This is a genomic window from Limnothrix sp. HT2024 (assembly GCF_059138625.1).
Genome location: NZ_CM181121.1, coordinates 195,021 through 212,529 on the forward strand (window position 1 = coordinate 195,021; position 17,509 = coordinate 212,529).

Annotated in this window: 11 protein-coding genes; 8 read left to right on the forward strand and 3 right to left on the reverse strand. The window is 56.4% G+C overall.

Annotated features, from left to right (window positions below):
- Positions 1 to 109: 109 nt before the first annotated feature.
- The 5 genes from sufB to AC2IAX_RS00820 all read left to right on the forward strand — a co-directional run bounded on the left by sufB (position 110) and on the right by AC2IAX_RS00820 (position 6,651).
- Entirely contained in the window at positions 110 to 1,546 is a 1,437-nt protein-coding gene (sufB, locus tag AC2IAX_RS00800) for a Fe-S cluster assembly protein SufB (RefSeq protein WP_494388903.1), read from the forward strand.
- Between the two features lie 301 nt (positions 1,547 to 1,847).
- Positions 1,848 to 2,630, forward strand: a complete 783-nt coding sequence (gene sufC, locus AC2IAX_RS00805) for a Fe-S cluster assembly ATPase SufC (protein WP_494388904.1) — start codon at positions 1,848 to 1,850, stop codon at positions 2,628 to 2,630.
- A 2-nt stretch (positions 2,631 to 2,632) separates the two neighbouring features.
- Entirely contained in the window at positions 2,633 to 4,027 is a 1,395-nt protein-coding gene (sufD, locus tag AC2IAX_RS00810; protein WP_494388905.1) for a Fe-S cluster assembly protein SufD, read from the forward strand.
- 106 nt (positions 4,028 to 4,133) lie between these two features.
- Positions 4,134 to 5,393, forward strand: a complete 1,260-nt coding sequence (locus AC2IAX_RS00815; protein WP_494388906.1) for a SufS family cysteine desulfurase — start codon at positions 4,134 to 4,136, stop codon at positions 5,391 to 5,393.
- A 211-nt stretch (positions 5,394 to 5,604) separates the two neighbouring features.
- Positions 5,605 to 6,651 (forward strand): SdiA-regulated/phytase-like domain-containing protein, encoded by a 1,047-nt coding sequence (locus tag AC2IAX_RS00820; RefSeq protein ID WP_494388907.1) that lies wholly within the window; start codon positions 5,605 to 5,607, stop codon positions 6,649 to 6,651.
- A 97-nt stretch (positions 6,652 to 6,748) separates the two neighbouring features.
- On the opposite strand, the gene AC2IAX_RS00825 is transcribed toward AC2IAX_RS00820, so the two are convergent.
- The 3 genes from AC2IAX_RS00825 to AC2IAX_RS00835 form a co-directional block, all read right to left on the reverse strand.
- Positions 6,749 to 7,408 carry a DUF3124 domain-containing protein gene (locus tag AC2IAX_RS00825; RefSeq protein WP_494388908.1) on the reverse strand — a complete coding sequence of 220 codons (660 nt, stop codon included), beginning with the start codon at positions 7,406 to 7,408 and terminating at the stop codon, positions 6,749 to 6,751.
- A gap of 183 nt (positions 7,409 to 7,591) precedes the next feature.
- Positions 7,592 to 9,628 (reverse strand): protein kinase domain-containing protein, encoded by a 2,037-nt coding sequence (locus AC2IAX_RS00830; RefSeq protein WP_494388909.1) that lies wholly within the window; start codon positions 9,626 to 9,628, stop codon positions 7,592 to 7,594.
- Positions 9,629 to 9,889: 261 nt separating this feature from the next.
- Positions 9,890 to 11,929, reverse strand: coding sequence for a tetratricopeptide repeat protein (locus AC2IAX_RS00835; protein ID WP_494388910.1), 2,040 nt, complete (start codon positions 11,927 to 11,929; stop codon positions 9,890 to 9,892).
- A 728-nt stretch (positions 11,930 to 12,657) separates the two neighbouring features.
- Between AC2IAX_RS00835 and AC2IAX_RS00840 the strand changes: the two genes are divergently transcribed.
- The 3 genes from AC2IAX_RS00840 (at position 12,658) to AC2IAX_RS00850 (ending at position 17,466) form a co-directional block, all read left to right on the forward strand.
- The gene (locus tag AC2IAX_RS00840) at positions 12,658 to 14,400 is read left to right on the forward strand and encodes an ABC transporter ATP-binding protein (RefSeq protein WP_494388911.1); all 1,743 of its coding nucleotides are present in this window, start codon (positions 12,658 to 12,660) and stop codon (positions 14,398 to 14,400) included.
- A 125-nt stretch (positions 14,401 to 14,525) separates the two neighbouring features.
- The gene (locus AC2IAX_RS00845) at positions 14,526 to 15,941 is read left to right on the forward strand and encodes a mechanosensitive ion channel domain-containing protein (RefSeq protein WP_494388912.1); all 1,416 of its coding nucleotides are present in this window, start codon (positions 14,526 to 14,528) and stop codon (positions 15,939 to 15,941) included.
- Positions 15,942 to 16,368: 427 nt separating this feature from the next.
- On the forward strand, positions 16,369 to 17,466 hold the full coding sequence (locus AC2IAX_RS00850; protein WP_494388913.1) for an alkene reductase: 1,098 nt from the start codon (positions 16,369 to 16,371) through the stop codon (positions 17,464 to 17,466).
- Positions 17,467 to 17,509: the final 43 nt, after the last annotated feature.

Genomic DNA, 17,509 nt, shown 5'->3' on the forward strand with positions numbered 1-17,509 from the left:
CGCGGTGAGTGGTTACAATCCGTGCGATCGCCCCGGCAGCCACAGGTGCGATCGTCCATTCCGCCGATGGCCCCCGCCCCCCCGAGAAGAACGCCAGCCCCCACGAGCCATGAGCGCACCCGTCAGCACCCTCGTTAACCAACCCTATAAGTACGGCTTCGTCACCGACATCGAGTCAGATACCCTGCCTCGGGGTCTCAGCGAAGAGACTGTCTACGCCATTTCGGCCAAGAAAAACGAGCCAGAGTTCATGCTGGAATTTCGGCTGCGGGCCTACCGCCAGTGGCTGAAAATGACGGAGCCGACCTGGCCCGATGTGAACTACCCTCCGATCAACTACCAAGACATCATTTACTACTCCGCTCCGAAGCAAACGCAAAAGAAGCAGAGCCTCGATGAAGTTGATCCAACCCTGCTCGAAACCTTCGAGAAATTGGGGATTCCCCTTTCGGAGCAAAAGCGGCTGGCGAATGTGGCGGTGGATGCCATCTTTGATAGCGTTTCCGTGGCCACCACGTTCCGCGAAAAGCTCGCAGAACATGGGGTGATTTTCTGCTCCATTTCTGAGGCCCTGAAGGAGCATCCGGAGCTGGTTAAAAAATATTTGGGCAGCGTTGTCCCGATCGCGGATAACTACTTTGCGGCCCTCAACTCCGCTGTTTTTAGCGATGGCTCCTTTGTTTATATTCCCAAGGGCGTTGAATGCCCCATGGAATTGTCCACCTACTTCCGCATCAACAACGGTGATTCCGGTCAGTTTGAGCGGACGTTGATCGTGGCCGAAGAAGGTAGCTCCGTCAGCTATTTGGAAGGTTGCACCGCCCCCATGTATGACAGCAACCAGCTCCATGCGGCGGTGGTGGAATTGGTGGCCCTGGACAATGCCAGCATCAAATATTCCACGGTGCAAAACTGGTATGCCGGGGATGCGAACGGGAAGGGCGGAATTTATAACTTCGTGACCAAGCGCGGCCTCTGCAAAGGCAGGAATTCCAAGATTTCTTGGACTCAGGTGGAAACGGGATCAGCCATTACTTGGAAATATCCCAGTTGCGTGCTGGTGGGCGATAACTCGATCGGGGAGTTCTACTCCGTCGCCCTCACCAATAACTGTCAGCAGGCCGACACCGGCACGAAGATGGTGCATATCGGCAAAAACACCCGCAGCACGATCGTTTCCAAGGGGATTTCGGCGGGCAAGTCCAAAAACAGCTATCGCGGACTGGTGAAAGTGGGCCCCAATGCCGATGGGGCGCGCAACTATTCCCAATGCGATTCGATGCTGATTGGCAGTAATGCCCAAGCCAACACCTATCCCTACATTCAGGTGCAAAACGAGTTGGCCAGGGTGGAGCACGAAGCCACCACGTCCAAGATTGGCGAAGACCAACTGTTCTATTTGGCGCAACGGGGCATTTCCGCCGAAGATGCCGTTTCAATGATGATTTCGGGCTTCTGCAAGGATGTGTTTAACCAGTTGCCGATGGAATTTGCGGTGGAAGCCGACAAGCTCCTAAGCCTGAAGTTGGAAGGCTCAGTGGGCTAACGACGCTGGGTCGATCGGGATTGGAAACAAGGGGCTTAGGTCTTAATTGCCAAGTTGCCTGAAACTCTGATTTCACTGTTAGCGGATCTTGAGAAACAAGGGGCTTCTGATTCCACCATCAACAGATCGCGAAAGACAAGGGGCTTAAGCCCCTTGCTACAACGATTGGGGCATGGACAATTAACCCTTTTCGCTTGATCTCAGGCAGTGACGACAGGCTCTAAGACCCTTGTTTGTTGAACTGGTTTGTTGAACTGGTTTGTTGAATTGGAAGCATGTTTTTAAGGGTTGAAGGGCCACGATGATTGTTGATAATGCACCGACCGTGCTTTCGGTCAAAAACCTCACTGCCAATGTGAATGACACGCCGATTTTGAAGGGGTTGAACCTGGAAATTAAGGCCGGCGAAATTCACGCGATTATGGGTCGCAATGGCTCTGGAAAAAGCACCTTCTCCAAAATTTTGGCAGGACATCCGGCCTATGAGGTGACCGGTGGCGAGGTGGTCTTTGAAGGGCAAAATCTATTGGAATTGGAGGCGGAAGAACGGGCCCGATCGGGGGTGTTTTTGGCCTTCCAATATCCGGTCGAAATTCCCGGGGTTTCCAACCTGGATTTTCTGCGTGCGTCCTACAATGCCCGCCGCAAACACCAAGGGTTAGAGGAAGTGGATCCCTTTGATTTTGAGGATGTGGTGCACGATCGCCTGCAAGTGGTGCAGATGGATGCGTCCTTCCTCGATCGCAGCGTGAATCAAGGCTTCTCGGGTGGCGAGAAAAAGCGCAACGAAATCCTGCAAATGGCGCTGCTCGAACCCACCTTGGCCGTGTTGGATGAAACGGATTCTGGCTTGGATATTGATGCCCTGCGGATTGTGGCCGAGGGGGTGAATCAACTGGCAAACGAAAAGAATGCGATGCTGGTGATTACCCACTACCAACGGCTGCTGGACTACATCATTCCGGATTATGTCCATGTCATGTACGACGGCAAAATCGTGATGACGGGCGATAAGGAATTGGCGCTGGAGTTGGAAGCCAAGGGCTACGACTGGGTAGATGAGTTGCAGCCGGTGGGGGTGTAACCATGGGCGTGGATTTGAGTGGTTTAACGGACTTGAACAAGGCAGATTTGGACGCACTGACGGCGAACTCAACGCCGGGCGATCGCGCACCCGGCAAAGCGGCCCAGCGATCGACCTATTACGCGGGCTTGCTGTCCACGGTGACGGCGGCAACCCCGACAACCGATTGGGAATTGGTGCAGCGGCTGCGATCGCAGGCCCAGGCCGTGGCGCAGGAAATGGCGTTGCCTTCGACGCGGGATGAAGATTGGCGGTTTACGGATCTGTCACCCATGTTGGCGATCGCGTTTCGGGCCCCGGCGCTGACCACCCTTGAACCGGCGGCGATCGCGGCGTTTGCCATTCCCGAAGCGCCCGTGCGGGTGGTGGTGGTGAACGGTCGGTTTGCGCCGGAACTATCGAATTTGGCTGAATTACCCGAGGGCGTGACGATCGGCTCGCTGATGGCCGTGACCGATCGGGAGCGGCTGGCAAACCACCTGGGCCAACAGGGCAGCCAGGATGCCTTCTCGGTTCTGAATACGGCTGGGCTGAGCGATGGTGTGGTGATTGAACTGGAGCGCCGCGTGCAGGTGGCCAAACCCATTCATTTGCTCTATGTAGCCACGGCGGATCAACCGGCAATCAGTCAACCCCGTTGCTTGGTGTTGGCCAAGGCCGGCGACAGCCACTGCACCTTAATTGAAGACTACGTGGCGATCGGGCAAGGCGGCTACTGCACCAACAGCGTGATGGAAGTGGTGCTGGGAAATTGCGCCACCCTGCACCATGTGCGACTGCAACGGGAAGGTGAACAGGCGATCCACATTGGCAAAACCGCCATTTCCCAGGACTGGAACAGTCACTACACCCTGACCACCATCAGCCAGGGTGCATCGATCGCCCGTCACTCGATCGACATTGCCCAAACGGGCCCCGGCACTGAAACGATCTTGAACGGCCTGTCGGTGGCCACGGGCGAGCAGTTAACGGACACCCATAGCTCCCTGGTGTTGAGCCATCCCCACGGAACCGCCGATCAGTTGCACAAGTGCATCGCGGACGATCGGGGCCACACGGTCTTCAATGGACGGGTTTTTGTGGATCATGATGCACAACAAACCAACGCCGCCCAGCTCAACCGCAATCTGTTGCTGTCGCCCAAGGCGCGGGTGGACACCAAGCCACAACTGGAAATCATTGCGGATGATGTGAAGTGCTCCCACGGTTCCACGGTCAGCCAACTGGAAGAAACGGAGCTGTTTTACTGTCGCAGTCGCGGCTTGGATTTGGCCACGGCGCGATCGCTCCTGTTGGATGGGTTTGCCGGGGAAATTTTGGATCGCCTCCCGATCGCCTCGTTGCGATCGACCTTGGCTAGCCAAATTGCCCAACGGATTAATCCTGCGTATCAATAGTGAACGTTCATCGGTCGCCATCGATACCGGTTGATCGGGAGCTAATTGCCCTTGCTCCCGGTTGGTCATCAGGTCTGCTGCCCTTTCTTGTTCTGTTCCCTGTGCCATGACCCTCGCCTTGCCCCGCTCGATCGCCCAACAGGTGCGCCCCGATTTCCCGATCCTGGATCAACGGGTGCATGATCAACCGCTGGTGTATTTGGACAATGCCGCCACCTCCCAAAAGCCCCGACAGGTGATTGATGCCTTGCGGCACTATTACGAGTGGGACAACGCCAATGTGCATCGCGGGGTTCACACCCTGAGTATGCGGGCCACGGATGCCTATGAAGCGGCACGGGAAAAGGTGGCCAAGTTTGTGAATGCCCGATCGTTTCAGGAAATTGTGTTCACACGCAATGCCAGCGAAGCGATCAATCTGGTGGCCTACAGTTGGGGCATGAGCCAACTGCAACCGGGCGATGAAATGATTCTGTCCGTGGCAGAGCACCACAGCAATTTAGTGCCCTGGCAATTGGTGGCTCAGCGCACGGGGGCAGTGCTGAAATTTGTGGGCTTGGATGCCACGGAATCCTTGGATTTGGAGCAGTTGCGATCGCTGATTTCCGATCGCACCAAACTGGTCTCCCTGGTGCATGTGTCCAACACCTTAGGCTGTGTTTTGCCCGTGGCGGAGGTGGTGGCCACCGCTCGATCGGTGGGAGCCAAAGTCTTGCTTGATGCTTGCCAAAGTGCGCCCCACTTGGCCCTGGATGTGCAAGCGCTAGATTGTGATTGGCTGGTGGCTTCGGGTCACAAAATGTGCGCCCCCACGGGCATTGGCTTCCTTTACGGCAAGTTGGAACTGTTGCGATCGATGCCGCCCTTTTTGGGGGGTGGGGAAATGATTGCCGAGGTGGAACTAGAGCGATCGACCTATGCGGACTTGCCCCACAAGTTGGAAGCGGGCACACCGGCCATTGGCGAGGCGATCGCCTTGGGCGCGGCGATCGACTACCTCAGCGCGATCGGGATGGATGCCATTCACGACTATGAAGCGGAATTAACCCGCCACCTGTTCGATCGCCTCGGGGCTATTCCTGAAGTGCGCATCTATGGCCCCCGTCCCCAAGGGGATGGCTCCGGCCGGGCGGCTTTGGCTGCCTTCACCGTGGAGGGGATTCACGCCCACGATCTCTCCTCATTTTTGGATCAGGAGGGAATCGCCATTCGATCGGGTCACCACTGCACCCAACCCCTGCACAAGTCCCTAAATATTGCTTCCACCGCCCGCGCCAGCCTGTATTTCTACAACACGATCGAAGAAATTGATCGGTTTGCCCAAGCTCTACGCGCCACGATCGACTTTTTCCAATCCGTCGCCTAAGAGGATGTCTGAAAAACCAAAATTGCTACTCTGTACGCCTCAGTGATCGACTTAGACAAGGGGCTTAAGCCCCTTGTCTTCACGACTCTTGGTGCTTGCCCGCGCCAAAGAATACTTTTTAAGCATTCTCTAAGCTGGCAACCGCTTCAGCCCATCGGTCAAACTAGGGAAGTCGCTCCCCAGTCGATCGATCGCTATCGATTTTGCGCCGATGCTGCCTGATTCCCCATCGCCTCGTCCCCGACTCCCAATTCTTTTGCGCCGCCTGGGCCGGTGGATGCTGCTGTTGCTGGTGACCATCGGGGCGATCGGCCTGGTCAATGCTCCCCTTTGGGCCCGCAGTCCCTTGGTGCTGCGCTGGACAGAACTCGGGGCCGATCGCTTCTCGGGCATCAGTGGCCTGGCCTGGCAGGGGCCCGATGGTGATCATGATTTCTTTTTGGCGGTGCATGATACCAAGGGCGATCGGGCCCGAACGGCGCTTTATCGGCTCAGTCAGGTGCAATGGGGCGATCAACCACCCCGGGGGCGATCGTCCCTGGCCTGGCCCCTCGATGCCGAACTGCCGATCGACCTCGAAGCCATCAGCGCCATTCCTGGAACCGGGGACTATCTAGCCGTGACCAGTCGCGGACGGGCCTATCGGTTGTCGGCGGTGGAGAGCGGTTCCTCGATCGCCGAGGTTTTCCTGAATCCAGACCCCCGATCGCTGGCCGGTGAACTGACTGTGCGGGCGGTGTTTAACTTGCCCCCAACTCCGGAACCCGATCGCGATATCGAAGTCCTGCGGATTGTGCGCTGGGGCGATCGACTGGTGATTCTGTTTGCCGATCGCGGTGGCCAGGGCCGCCCCGCCACCCTCCATTGGGGTTGGTTTGACCCGGCCACCAACGCGATCGAGCTACAAGGCAGCGCCCCCGTGACCGGCCCCCTGGATTTGGCCACCCAGCGATCGCTCTCGGATTTGGTTTATTTAGCCGATGGTCGCCTGTTGGGTGTGGCCACCATCGATGGCGGTGATCAGGGCCCTTTTCAGTCGGCCCTGTATTGGGTGGGGTCGCTGACTTGGGTTGAGGGCCAATGGGTTTGGCAGCCGGTCGATCGCCCGCAAAATCTGATCCAAGCGGGCAACCACAAAATCGAAGCGATCGCCCTGGCTCCGGAGCCGAACGCCACTCGCCTGTTGTTGGCCACCGATGACGAGGATTTAGGCATGGCGATCGCGTTCATTTCCCTGCAATCTTTAGGATCCCCGTAATTCTCAGTCCTGATTTCGGCGGCCGCCGCAGGGTTGCTGAAGCATGATTTTGATCGCCCAACCATCCCATGGTTCGACGAGTCCAGCCCCATTGTCATCACTGCGAATTGGACGATCGGGCGGATGGTGAGGCCGAAAGTTCTTGAATCACGCGGCCAGGACTGGTGAACGAAACGCCCTGCTGAAAACTGGTACTGAGCATAATCGCTTCCACGATCGGGGCCGTGACCTGCTTTTGCTCCGCGACCCACTCCACCACAAAACTGGCGCTGGAACCGCCGCTGCGATCGGTTTGGGGAATGAAAAATTCTGTGCTCGCTAAGGGCGGCAGTTTCAAGGCGCTGCTGGCATATTGCTTAATCAGCTTGCCTTGGGAGTCGTAATACCGCACCGATCGCACCACAATCGATTCCGTGAGACTGGTGTTGCGAATGCTGAGGGTGACGCTCAGCAGAAATTCATCCTGCCGATCGCCGTAATACACATGGGAGTAGGCTGGCACCAAAATCACCTGGCCTGTGCTGACGGCCAGGCGATCGGGCGCGATCGCAATGCCGCCGCCGGATTGGGTGATGCGCGTCAAGGGTTGCACCGGGGGCGAACCGATCGGCGCGGATGACGAAGACAGCGGAGGCGATGGGGGCGATTGGCAACCTACCAACAGGCCCACCACTGCGCCGGTCAGTCCGGTTTGTCGAATGCGTCTGGCGACTTTCCCGGGCCATGGGTTACCGATGATTTTCCCGATCGACAGCATGAGGGTATGGGGGGTGGAGAATAATCTAGTAGTTCGGCAAGCTTATTTTGATAGGTCAAGTTAAATGACTGTTGCCGTCACCAACTCGTTAGGCAGCAAGGGGCTTAAGCCCCTTGTTACTACGACTGGCTTCGTGACTTTGACCCAATGAATGAAGCCTGTCACGCCACTAGAGAACAGTCCTTAAGGCATGGCCTGCAATTTCTCTAGCTCACGGCGGGCCGCGTCATAACAATCCAGTTGCCCCCGATCGAGACAAAGCTTGGCTGCCTGTCGAAAATCCGCCGCTGCCGGGGCCCGGTTGCCCAACCCCACCTGCACCAATCCCCGCTGTTGGTAGGCCATGGCGTAGCGATCGTCCAGGGCGATCGCCTGATTCAGATCGCTGAGAGTGCCTTGGGGTTCCCCCAGGGCCTGGCGAGTGAGGGCGCGATAGTAGTAGCTCTCCGGATCCTTGCTGTCTAATCGAATGGCCACCGTCAAATCGGCCAGGGCCGAGGGCAGATTGCCGCTGGCAAAGTGGGTGCGTCCCCGTACCTGATAGGCCCTGGCGTTGTTGGGATCGAGCCGAATGGCTTGGGAGCTGTCGGTGATCGCCCCTTCGGAGTCGCCCGCCAGCATTTTGGCCAGGGCCCGGCCACGGTGGGCCGCCGACCAACTGGACTGCTGAGATAGCACTTTGTCAAAGTCCGCGATCGCCCCTTTCGCGTCGCTCAGTTCCAACCGCACAAAGCCGCGCCCCAGATAAGCCGCACTCAAATTGGCATCGTCTTTAATGGCGCGATCGTAGCTGGCCAGGGCGCTTTGCAAATCGCCTAGGCGATCTTGCGTGGCCGCCAGATAGGTACGGGCGATCGCGTCCTTAGCTTCGAGCTGCAAGGCCTGGTTTAAATCGGCCAAGGCCGCATTCCAGTTACCGCTGTTGTAGTAGGCCACGCCGCGCAAAAAATAGGCGGAACTGCTGGCGGACCAGACCAGGGCTTGGGTTGCGTCGTGAATAGCCTTGCTGTAGTCCCAGGTGCGATCGGGAGCCGGGGTTTTTCCCTCCAACATCCGCGCAATTCCCACCAAATCCGAGGGGGACGCATTTTGGTTCATCACCAACCCCGTGGGCACTTGAGACCACCGCGACAAAATCATCTGGGCAATGGCCAACTGGGGCAACCCCGACTGCCAGAGGGTTGCCAGCCCCACCACCGTGCCCAACAGCCCCAACCCCCAAGGCCACCAACGTCGCCACCATTCAGCCCAGGGAATGGGGTTGCCTAGTTCTTCCTCGGCAGCGGTGGTGGTGGACTCGCCAACATTCCCGCCCATTAACGGCAACAGATCCATCAACACTTCCTCGGCGCTGGCGTAGCGCTGTTGATAGGAAGGATGCACCATTTTATCGAGGACGGTTCCAAACGCCGTGCTGACGGAAATGCTGGCTCGCCAATTCAGGCGGCCACTCACCGGCTCCTGGGATCCGCGCAAGGCCTGCAATTCCTCCGAGGAAAAGCCCCCTAAGGCCTGAATTGCGATCGCCCCGACGGCGTAGATATCGCTGTTGAACTGGGGATTGCCATAAAACTGTTCGATCGGCATGTAGGCCGGAGTACCCGCTGCGATCGTGCGGGCGGCGGCCGATTCCCCATCGGTTTGCAGAATTTCCTTCACGGAACCAAAGTCAATCAACACCAACCGGCCGTCAGCGCTGCGGCGGATCAAGTTGGCAGGTTTGATGTCCCGGTGAATTACCCGGTTGCCATGCACAAAGGACAAAATTTCCAGAATTTCCGCCACCATGGAAATCACCCGTTGCTCCGGGAGCGGTTCCCCCACCACCAACTCCCGCGAGAGGGGGTGACCCGGTGCAAATTCCTTGACGAGATAAAATTGCTCGTTTTCTTCAAAAAAAGCCAACAGGCGGGGAATTTGGGGATGGGTTCCCAACCGTTGCAACATTTCCGCCTCCCGTTGAAAGAGACGGTGTGCGTTTTTGGCGGCGGTGGGGTTGGGGCGCAACAGGCGCAGTTGCTTCACCACACATTGGGGATAGCCCGGCCGGCGCAGATCCGCAGCCAGGTAGGTTTTGCCAAAGGCTCCGGAGCCAAGCACTTGCAAGATGCGATAGCGCTTATCCAGCAGTTGGCCAATGGTAATAGGATCCTTACCTAAGGATGGTTTGGGAGGTCGATCGCCCGGAGGTGGAGGAGAAGGTGGGGTATTGGGGGCCAAGTTCGGTTAGGGATGGGGCAAAAACAACAGGTTAAATGATCCAGAAACGAGGTCTGGGGCGTTAGAGGGTGGGACAGACCCCAGCAGGTGCATGGATAGTCACGCCTAGTCGCACGACAGGTTTAATTCGTTGGGCGCAGATTGCGGAGTCAGTCGCAATCACAAGGGGCTGAAGCCTTTTGCTGCCTAACGATCGGGGAACGGTAACAGTCATTGGACTTGACCGATGGCTTGACCGATGAAAGCAAGCCTGCCGCGTGACTAGGGCGGCGGAGGGCTGGCGGCTGGACTGGGTTCGGGCGGTGGGGCTTCGGGTTCTTCCTCATTGGACAATTTGAGATCGGTGGGCAATTTGCCCGCTTGGATCTGTTGGATTTGGTACTGGGCATCACGGTAACAACCCAAACGGCCTTCGTCGATGCATAGCTTGGCCGATTGTTGGAAGTCGGTGAGTGCGCCGGTTTGGTCACCCTGCTTGAGCCGGGCCACGCCCCGATCGTAATAAACCAGGGCATGTTCGGGCCGCAGTTCGATCGCCTTGTTGAAGTCTTCGATCGTGCCTTCCACTTCGCCCAAATCCCAACGGGTTAGCCCCCGATTGTAGTAGGGGTCTGGGTCGTCTGGTTGTAGTTGGATCGCAATGTTGAAATCTTGCAGGGCGGCCTGGAGGTTGCCGGCCCGCCGATGGGCTAGGCCGCGGTTTTGATAGGCCAGGGCATAGCTGGGGTTGAGTTGAATCGCTTTGGTGGCATCGTCGATCGCCCCCTGCTGGTCATCCAGGTTCGATCGCGACAGGCCCCGATTCAGATAGGCGGGGGCCAAGAGGCGGGCCGGCACTCCCTTGGCCGCAATCACGCGGTTGTAGTCCTCGATCGCCCCTTTGTCGTCGCCAATGTCGCCCCGAACGTTGCCCCGATTGAGGTAAGCCTGCACCAAGTTGGGGTCGTAGGTCAGGGCCCGATCGTAGTCCTCGATCGCGGCACGGGCATCGCTGAGACGGTAGCGGGCGTTGGCTCGTTGGAAGTAGCTGGGGGCATGTTTGGGCCGCAGGCGAATGGCCCGATCTAAATCCGCGATCGCCTTTTGATATTCCCCAATTTCCTCATAGGCGGCTCCCCGTCGGTAGAGCGCTTCCGCATTGTTGGCATCCACCTGGAGGGCTTGGCTGTAGTTGGCGATCGCCTCTTCCAAATTTTCGGCCTTGAGTTGGTCACTACCGCGATCGACCCAATAGCGCGATCGCAGGGGGCTGGCCAGTAGCAACGCCCCAAACCCCAGTCCCACCACCGCAATGGCCACCCCCAACCACAACCGGCGATCGGGCCAACGGCGTTTGGCTGCTTCCTGGGCCTCGCTGTGGGCAGGGGAGTTTTGGCTGCTGCTGGCCAGGCGGGCCCGCAGGCCACTCATGCCCGCACCGCTGAGATTCACACCGCTACCGCTGCCCATGGACAGGCCATAAAGTTCCTGCAAATCCCGCAGGGCATCGGCGGCCGACTGATAGCGGCGATCGAAGTAGGGAGAAATCAGCCGCTCAATTAGGGAGATCAGTCCGGGGTTAATTTGCCCGTGGTTGGGCCAATCCAGATGGGGCGGGCGATCGCCATTGTTGTCTTTGGGTTTGGGCAGGGCATTGGGCGACAACCCAGTCAGGGCTTGGACACAGATCATCCCCACCGCGTAGAGATCGCTGTTGTAGAGCGGGTTTCCCTGCAACTGTTCCGGCGACATGTAAACCACCGAATCCGGCGAAGGGGGCGGCGTGATCGCATCAGCCCGGGCTGAGGGATTGGCAATTTCTTGAATCAAGCCGAACTCGATCGGGACAATTCGCCCATCGATCGTGCGGCGAATCAGGGTTTCGGGCCGCAAATTGCGGTGAATGACCCCGTTTTTGTGGACAAAATCCAGCACTTCCAGCGTATCTTGCAGGAAACGCACCACATACTCTTCCGGTTGGGGCTGATTGGCCTTCAGCTCCTCGGCGATGGTTTGCCCCTGGATCAGTTCCTCAATGAAAAAAAGTTGTCCCTCCTGCTCAAAGCAGGCCAAAAGCTGCGGGATTCGATCGTGAGTGCCCAGCTTTTCGAGGGTTTCTGCTTTTTTCTTAAACAGCAACTGCACCACTTGCAGTGCTTTGGAATTCTTACTGGGGAATTGGAATTGCCGCACGATGCAGTGGGGCAGGCCCGGTCGGCGCAAGTCCGCAGCCAGGTAAGTTTGCCCGAACGCTCCGGACGACAGGATTTCTACGATCCGATAGCGTCGGTCGAGAAGTTGACCGACTGAGAGCGTCACCATAGGGCCAGGCTGCGTTTACTGTGTCAGCGTTCAAAGCAGTGAGTTTGTAGGGAGCGAGCGGCATCCGGGGGCAAAATTGGGCGATCGCGCGGGATGGTCGCACGCTTCAAGTTTAAACCACCCACCCGAGGGCTACGACGGCTAACACCATAACTCTTTGGGGATCCTTCGGAGGAATGGGTATGTTTTTTAACGATCCATGGGGGGATTCGCTGCAAAGGAGCGCTTAAATTCGCCATTTTTTAGACCATTCTTTTTTAGACCATGGTTAGGGCATTCATTTAAATTGACTGAATCTGGCTCGATCGACCTTTTCTGATCGATTGATTAGGGCGCATCGTCAAATCGCCTGAAACCCTGACTCCATCGCCTGAAACCCTGACTCCACGGTTAACGAATCGTGGGGGGCAAGGGGCTGAAGCCCCTTGTCTAGGGTGGTTAGGGTATGGAAGATCAACCGTTTTCACCGGATCCCAGGAAATGGCGAATCGTGGGGGGCAAGGGGCTGAAGCCCCTTGTCTAGGGTGGTTAGGGTATGGAAGATCAACCGTTTTCACCGGATCCCGGGGAATAACGACAGGCTCGAACCCCTTTCAGTTAGTTTTCGATTCTGGTTTTCAATTCTGATGATCGCGGGGATCGGCCAAGGAGGAGATTGGGGCCCGATCGGGATTCGGGGGTGATTAACGGGTAGCATTTTGGCTCTATCCACAAAGCAGGTGTAAGCAATGTCCCGAACCGGCAAAGGGCGATCGCACTATTGGCAACTGTGGCCCTTCGTGCGCGCGGAGGCCAGAACGATCGCCCTGGCATTGGCCTGCACGGTGGGGTTCACGGCCTTTTGGCCGGTGTTGGCCTGGTTGCCGGGCCAGTTGGCCGAGCCGATCGGCACGGGTCAGCCAGACAAAATTCTGCAATTGGCCGGCTTAGCGGCCCTGGTTTTTTTGGTGCGCGGCGCGTTTCAGTATGGCCAAGATACCCTGATGGCCAAGGCGGCTTTGCGGGTGGCCATGACCCTGCGGGTGCGGTTGTATGGGCATTTGCAAACCCTGAGCCTGGACTATTTTGAGCGATCGCAAACGGGTGATCTGGCCTATCGACTCACGGGCGATGTCGATCGGGTGGGAGACGCGGTGGGCAAGGTGTTTCACCAATTTGTGCCCTGTGTGCTGCAACTGGTGGTGGTGTTGGGATACATGATCTATCTCAACTGGCAGTTGACCTTGGCTACCTTTGCGATCGCGCCCTTGATTGCGGTTTTGATTGCTTGGTTTGGGGATCGCCTGTTGAGTTTTGCTCGCCGCAGCCAGGATCGAATTGCGGGTCTGGCGGCCACGATCGCGGAAATTTTGGCGGGAATTCGGTTGGTGCAAGCCTTTGGGGCCGAGCGCACGGAACTCGATCGGTTCCAGCAAGAGGCCGAAGCGGCTCGGCACGCCAAACTGCAAGCGGCCCAAGCCAAGGCGGCGCAATTTGTGATTGTGGGCTTTTTGGAAGCCATGAGCGTGTTGGTGTTGTTTTGGTTGGGAAGCTGGCAAATTGGCCAAGGCAACTTAACCGGCGCGGGGTTCATTAGCTACGTGACCGCCGTTGCCCTGTTGATTGACCCCATTTCGATCACCACCAGCAATTACAACGAATTCAAGGAAAGTGAAGCCTCGGTTGATCGGCTGTTTGAGCTGCTGGCCGTGCCGCCCACGGTGCGCGATCGCCCCGGGGCGCAACCCCTGCCCGCCATCACCGGCCGGGTGGAATTCCGCGCGATCGAGTTTGCCTATCCAAGGGCGGCGGAACCGGTGCTGCAAGGGTTGGATCTGACCGTGCGGCCCGGTGAGGCGATCGCCCTGGTGGGGGCTTCCGGCGCGGGCAAAAGCACGATCGTTAATCTGCTACTGCGGTTCTATGATCCCCAAGGGGGACAGGTTTGCATTGATGGCATCGATCTACGAGACGTGACCCTCAACAGCCTGCGCCAACAGATTGCGATCGTGCCCCAAGAAACGATCCTCTTTTCCGGCTCGATCGCCCAAAACATTGCCCTCGGGAACCCCAAAGCCAGCCGCAGCGACATCGAACAAGCCGCCCAAATTGCCAACGCCCACGACTTCATCAGCCAACTCTCCGAGGGCTACAACACCTGGGTGGGCGAACGGGGAGCCAACCTGTCCGGCGGCCAGCGCCAGCGAATTGCGATCGCCCGGGCCGTGTTGCGAGATCCGAAAGTTCTGATTTTGGACGAGGCCACCAGCGCCCTCGATTCGGAATCCGAAAGCCTGGTGCAAGAAGCACTCGATCGACTCCGGCGCGATCGCACCACCCTAACCATTGCGCACCGCCTGGCCACCGTGCGTGGGGCCGATCGAATTTTAGTGATCGAAAAAGGGCAAATTGTCGAATCAGGCAGCCATGATCAGCTACTGGCCCAAAACGGTCGTTATGCTGCCTACTATGCTCGCCAATTTCGTGAATAAAGGGTTGCAGTTTTTTGCAAAGGGTTCTTGTGAAGAATTTGGTTTGAAAAACCCTTCTTGAACGATGCTTCCTGAATGCTGAATTTGGCTGCTTTTCCAACCCAATCCCGATCGGGAACGTTTCCATGGCTGCTTTACAAGTTGCTTGGTCACAAATTACGCAAGCGCCCCTTTTTAGATTGGGAACCACCCCAATCACGATCGGGTGGATGATTCAAGTGGCGTTGCTGCTGATGCTGGTGAGTCTATTCACCAAAGGCCTGCGCCAACTGCTGAAAAACATCATCCTGAAACGCTTAGGCATGAGCGAAGGAACCCGTGGAGCGGTCGCCATTTTGTTTAGCTGGAGCATGGGCGCTTTGGGTTATGTGCTGGTACTCCAAGCCATGGGATTGCAATTGGAATCCTTTGCGTTGGTGGTCAGCGGCTTAGGGGTTGGCATTGGTTTGGGTCTGAAGGAACTAACTAAAAACTGGGCCAGTGGTTTAACCCTGTTGGGTGAACGCAAGCTCAAGGTTGGAGACCTGATTGAATTTAATAACAAGCTGGGCTATATCCAAGATATTTCCATTCGTTCAACTGTGATTCGCACTTTTCGTGGGTCAGAATTGATTGTGCCCAACAGTGAATTAACCAACCGAATGGTTGAAAATTGGAGCTATCAAGATTGCCAAAGCCGGATTGAAATTCCTTTGAAAGTGGTTCCGACCAGCGATCTTTCAGTCGTGACAGAGATTTTGCTGGCGGCGGCTTTTACCCACTCACACATTTTGCGATCGCCCCCACCCAAGGTGATGTTTCAAGGCTTTCAAGAAGGCAGCATCAGTTTGGAACTTTGGGCCTGGGTCGATCGGGTTGATCAACGGGCTGGCATTCGCAGTGCGCTCCACTTTGCGATCGCCCATGGTTTGCAGCAACATCAGATCCAGCTTGCACCAACCCTTCCTCATTGGGTTGCGGCCGAATCGGAACCTTCAGCGGCCGAGGCTGGGGCGATCGCTCCTGCAACCGTTCCAACCCAACCCCTTAAAGACCTGCTGCGATCGATCAGTTACTTCCAAAGTTTCACCCCTTTGGAAATTGAGTTTCTGATCCAATTGGGCTACCGGCGGCAATTAGCAACGGCCGAAATTCTTTATCAGCAAGGGGATGGGGCCCATGAATTTTGCATTGTTTTGAAAGGGGCGATCGAAGCCATTTTTGAAAATCAGCGCATTAGCCGCCGGTTGTTTTCCTTTGCAGAGGGTGAATTTTTCGGTGAATTGCCGCTGATGTTGAATGTGCCTTACCCCACCACCATGCGAGCGGCGGAACCCACCGAACTTTTTTTGATTCACCGTGATGGGTTTCAACTGCTCCTGAACAACCATCCCCATTTGCTGGAGGTGATTTCGCAGGCCATGGGCGATCGGCAAGATGTGTTGGAAAGTTATCGCCACCATTTAGAAGTGGCGGGACTATTGGAAGATTCGGAACCAAAAAGCCTAATGGCTAGATTTCAAAACCAGCTTCGCCAGTGGGTTCGTCATTGGTCTCCTTAATTGCTTCTTGGAATTTTGTCTAGAATATTTTTGAATTTTTGACCGAAACTTTTGACCGAAACCTTTCACTAAGTTTCTGTCTTGATTTCAATAAAAGCATCTTGAATTGTTTTTCGCACTCATGCGATCAGTGAGTGATGTTTCCTAGCTAAATCATTACCCAAGAGTTCGTAGGGGCCATTGCTCAGATCTAAGAAGATGTTTAAAAATTATTCTTTGGCACGGACAAGCACCAATAGTCGTGGAAGGGGCTTGAGCATCTTGTCTAAGTCGATCACTGGGGCGTACAGAGTAGCAATTTTGGCTTTTCAGACATCCTCTAAATGCTTAAACGCAACTTAATCTGCCAGTTGAATCCCAAGTCCTAATGAATTTGCTAGATTGACAATCGCGACTATTAACCCTGCTATTCATTGGGAATCGTTCTGTGAGTTCATCTCCTCAGCTTCTAAGTCCTTTCACGTTTGGTGATTTAACCCTCAAAAATCGCGTGGTTTTGGCTCCCCTAACCCGCGCCCGTGCAGGGGTGGAGCGCCTACCCAATGCCTTAATGGCGAAATATTATGCCCAGCGATCGAGTGCTGGCCTCTTGATTAGCGAAGCCGCCGTCGTTTCTGAGCAGGGCATTGGCTGGCAAAACTCTCCCGGCATTTACAACGACGCTCAAACGGAAGCCTGGAAACAGGTTACCCAAGCAGTGCACGATCGGGACAGCAAAATTTTCTTGCAACTGTGGCACTGTGGCCGCGCTTCCCACAGCAGTTTCCGCGCCGATGAGTCGCTGCCGGTTTCTGCCTCCGCGATCGCCATCAGCAACGACCACATCCACACCCCCACGGGCAAACACCCCTACGAAACCCCGCGCGCTCTGGAAACCGACGAGGTGGCGGCAGTGGTGGAAGACTATCGCCGGGCCGCCGAACGAGCCAAGGCGGCGGGCTTTGATGGGGTGGAAGTTCATGCGGCCAATGGCTATTTGATTGATCAATTCCTGCAATCCAAAACCAATCAACGCACCGATCGCTACGGTGGCAGTCTGGAAAATCGCTATCGGTTTCTGCGCGAAATTATGGCAGCCCTGATAACGGTTTTCCCGTCCGATCGGGTGGGGGTTCGGCTTGCGCCCAATGGGATTTATAACGATATGGGTTCGCCGGATTATCGGGAAACCTTTACCTACGTGGCGCAACAACTCAATGCGCTGAATTTGGGCTATTTGCACGTTATGGATGGACTAGCAATTGGGTTCCATAATTTGGGTGAACCCATGACCCTGAGCGAGTTTCGATCGGTGTTTTCAGGGCCCTTGATGGGCAATTGTGGCTACACCCAAGAAACGGCAGAAGCGGCGATCGCGTCGGGGAATGCAGACCTGATTGCTTTTGGGCGACCTTTCATCAGCAACCCGGACTTGGTTGAGCGGTTTGCCCATGATTGGCCCTTGGCTCCGGAAGCCCCGCTGGAGGTTTGGTACGCTTTTGACGAAAAGGGCTACGCAGATTTTCCCGCCTATCAAGCATCGTAGGTCGCTTCGACTTGCATAGCGCTGAAATGGGCTAGGAATCCCT

Excerpts from the sequence above, each read along its gene's own strand:
- AC2IAX_RS00815 (WP_494388906.1), top strand. The coding sequence starts at position 4,134 with ATGACCCTCGCCTTGCCCCGCTCGATCGCCCAACAGGTGCGCCCCGAT.
- AC2IAX_RS00840 (WP_494388911.1), top strand. The coding sequence starts at position 12,658 with ATGTCCCGAACCGGCAAAGGGCGATCGCACTATTGGCAACTGTGGCCC.
- AC2IAX_RS00825 (WP_494388908.1), bottom strand. The coding sequence starts at position 7,408 with ATGCTGTCGATCGGGAAAATCATCGGTAACCCATGGCCCGGGAAAGTC.
- sufC (WP_494388904.1), top strand. The coding sequence starts at position 1,848 with ATGATTGTTGATAATGCACCGACCGTGCTTTCGGTCAAAAACCTCACT.
- AC2IAX_RS00820 (WP_494388907.1), top strand. The coding sequence starts at position 5,605 with ATGCTGCCTGATTCCCCATCGCCTCGTCCCCGACTCCCAATTCTTTTG.
- AC2IAX_RS00845 (WP_494388912.1), top strand. The coding sequence starts at position 14,526 with ATGGCTGCTTTACAAGTTGCTTGGTCACAAATTACGCAAGCGCCCCTT.
- AC2IAX_RS00835 (WP_494388910.1), bottom strand. The coding sequence starts at position 11,929 with ATGGTGACGCTCTCAGTCGGTCAACTTCTCGACCGACGCTATCGGATC.
- sufD (WP_494388905.1), top strand. The coding sequence starts at position 2,633 with ATGGGCGTGGATTTGAGTGGTTTAACGGACTTGAACAAGGCAGATTTG.
- sufB (WP_494388903.1), top strand. The coding sequence starts at position 110 with ATGAGCGCACCCGTCAGCACCCTCGTTAACCAACCCTATAAGTACGGC.